3 protein-coding genes are annotated in these 2,730 nt (G+C 68.5%); 2 read left to right on the forward strand and 1 reads right to left on the reverse strand.

What is annotated here, in order from left to right:
• The first annotated feature begins 267 nt into the window (after nucleotides 1–267).
• Nucleotides 268–1,097, forward strand: a protein-coding gene (locus Aple_RS42285; protein WP_373869699.1) for an IS5 family transposase whose coding sequence is annotated in 2 segments (ribosomal slippage) — nucleotides 268–612 and nucleotides 615–1,097 — 828 coding nt in all. Because the reading frame shifts where the segments join, the coding sequence is not laid out codon by codon here.
• 112 nt (nucleotides 1,098–1,209) lie between these two features.
• On the opposite strand, the gene Aple_RS42290 is transcribed toward Aple_RS42285, so the two are convergent.
• Nucleotides 1,210–1,548: a VOC family protein gene (locus tag Aple_RS42290; RefSeq protein WP_246265157.1), complete on the reverse strand. Its 339-nt coding sequence runs from the start codon at nucleotides 1,546–1,548 to the stop codon at nucleotides 1,210–1,212.
• A 275-nt stretch (nucleotides 1,549–1,823) separates the two neighbouring features.
• Between Aple_RS42290 and Aple_RS42295 the strand changes: the two genes are divergently transcribed.
• Nucleotides 1,824–2,730, forward strand: a 907-nt coding sequence (locus Aple_RS42295; protein ID WP_170321944.1) for a transposase, incomplete at its 3' end; no start/stop codon positions are given.

Consider the following 2,730-nt stretch of genomic DNA (forward strand, 5'->3'; position numbering starts at 1 on the left):
CCCGCCTGGTCCGTGGGCCCCTTGGTTGCCGTGGGACTCCCACCCGCCCACCCTTCTTTGCGGGCTCTGCCCGCCCCCTGCGCTCCGCGCGCCCCGCGCCTTCGCCCTTAATTGCCGGGGCGCCTCCCCGCCCCCTTACTTGCGGGCTCCGCCTGCCCCCGGCGTCCGCCTGCCTTGGCGTTCTAGGGCCTGTGTCGAAAGTGGATCTTGGGTGTGAGATGATCTTGATTCGTGGCGCGTGGAGATCTGACGGACGAGCAATAGGCCGTGCTGGAGCTGCTGTTGCCAAAGGGCAAGAAGCCCGGCCGGCCACCGATATGGACCCGGCGGCAGCTGATCGACGGCATACGGTTCCGGGTTATCCCGTGGCGGGACATGCCCGCCGAGTACGGGCCGTGGGGCCGGGCGTACGACCTGTTCCGCCGCTGGCAGCGCAACGGCAACTGGCAGCGCATCTTCACCGAACGCCAGGCCCGGGCCGATGCCAAGAACCTGATCACCTGGGACCTCAACGTCGACTCCACCGTCTGCCGGGCCCACCAGCACGCCGCCGGAGCGAGGAAAAGGGGGACCTGCAGAAGGAGCCGCCCGGCGGTGTCGCAGTCGAGCCCGACAACCACGGCCTCGGGCGCTCGCGCGGCGGCCTGACCACCAAGCTGCACCTCGCCATCGAGCAGGGGCAAAAGCCCATGTCCATCGTGATCACCGCCGGGCAGCGCGGGGACTCCCCGCAGTTCGAGGTTGTCCTGGGCCGCATCAGGGTGCCCCGGCTGGGGTCCGGCAGACCGCGCACCCGGCCGAGGCGGGTGCGCGCTAATAAGGCGTACGCCTCCCGGAAGAACCGCGCCTACCTGCGCAGACGTGGCATTCGCTGCACCATCCCGGACAAGGCCGACCAGGCCCGCAACCGAAGGAAACGCGGCTCCCGCGGCGGCCGTCCGCCGAAGTTCGACCCGGAGGACTACAAGGCTCGGCACGCGGTCGAGTGCGGCATCAATCGCCTCAAAAGGCACCGTGCCGTGGCCACGAGGTACGACAAGCTCGCGGTCCGCTACGAGGCAACCGTACTGGTAACGGCCATCAACGAGTGGCTGTGACCAGCACATCTGACGCTATGCCCTCTCCGAGGCGGCCAGCAGCTGATGAACCGCTCGCCCAAGCCTGAGCGCTACGGCGTCTGACGGGGGATACCTGTCAACGCCGGTGACGTCAGGAAGACGTCAGGCAGAAGGGGTGGCCAGCCGGATCCAGGAGTACCCGCCAGCGTCCGTCGCCGGGCTGATGGTCCGGTTTGGCCGCGCCGAGTTCCAGGGCCAGCTCTTCCATCGCATCGAGGTCGTCAGCGCGGAAATCCAGGTGGAACTGTTGTGGCACGTCCTGACCCGGCCACTGCGGAGCCCGGTATCCGTCAACCCTCTGGAATCCCAGATCACAGCCGGAGTCGTCCGTCAGAGCGACGAACTCGTCCGTACTGAAGAGTTCGCGCATCCCGGTCAGTGCACCGTAGAAGTCCGCCAGCGTCTGCGGGTCGGCACAGTCCAGAGTCACCCCTCGCAGTACAGCGCCTGGCACCATTCGCTCCTTCGCGTCCGCGCGTCTGTCTCCGTGAGCCGCCGCTGCACGCGATCACCGGCCACAGCCACACCGTACTCGCCACATCCACCGCTGAAGTAGCGGTTTACCCCTGCCTCAGAGCAACGGGTGGCTGTGACCGGCGCTTTCGATACAGGCCCTAGAAGCCCACTGAAGATCTTGCGTTTTGGCCTCGTTCCTTCCGGGATGAGGCCAAAGTGATTGATGTGCAGGGTGAGTGGGCCGGAGAGTTGGTCGGGCCGGATGTGTGGCAGACCTGCCGGGAGTTGATCCCGGCGGGGAGCGTGTTCGCGTTCCTGGCCGAGCATCGCCAGGCGCTGTTTCCCGTGGAGATGTTCGCGGATATGTATCCCTCGCGCAACGGGCGTCCGAGCATGCCGCCGCAGGTCCTGGCGGCTGCGGTGGTGTTGCAGACACTGCACGGGCTGCCGGACGTCGACACCGTCCAGGCATTGCGGTGTGACCTGCGGTGGAAGGCCGCCTGCGGGCTGGGGCTATATGACACCGCGTTCGATCCGTCGCTGCTGACCTACTTCCGGCGGCGGCTGGCCCGCTCCCGCCGGCCCGATCGCCTGTTTGAGGCCGTCGGTGCGGTGGTCGCCGCGACGGGGGTGCTCAAGGGCAGGCAGCGGCGGGCGCTGGATTCGGCGGTGCTGGATGACGCGGTGGCCACCCAGGACACCGTCACCCAGTTGATCGCCGCGATCCGCCGCGTGATCCGTCACGTGCCCGGTGCCGTCCAGGTCGCTGCCGCATCCTGCACCGCCCATGATTACGCCGATCCGGGCAAGCCGCGGATCGCCTGGGATGACGGGCAGGCCCGGGCCGCGCTGGTGGACGCCCTGGTCACCGATGCCATCCGCCTGCTGGCCAGCCTGCCCGAGCAGCCTTTGGACGAGCAGGCTGCCGGCGCGGTGGGCCTGCTGGCCCCGGTCGCCGGCCAGGATGTGGAACCGGCCGGGGACTGCGACGGTCGCGACGGGCGCTGGCGCATCGCCCGGCGCACCGTCCCCGACCGGGTGATCTCCACCGTCGATCCCGAATCGCGGCATGTGCACAAAACCCGTACTCACCACCAGGACGGCTTCAAGGCCCACGTGGCGGTCGAACCCGAGACCGGACTGTTCACCGCCGTGG

Origin of the sequence: Acrocarpospora pleiomorpha, from assembly GCF_009687885.1 — a bacterium.
Classification (GTDB): domain Bacteria; phylum Actinomycetota; class Actinomycetes; order Streptosporangiales; family Streptosporangiaceae; genus Acrocarpospora; species Acrocarpospora pleiomorpha.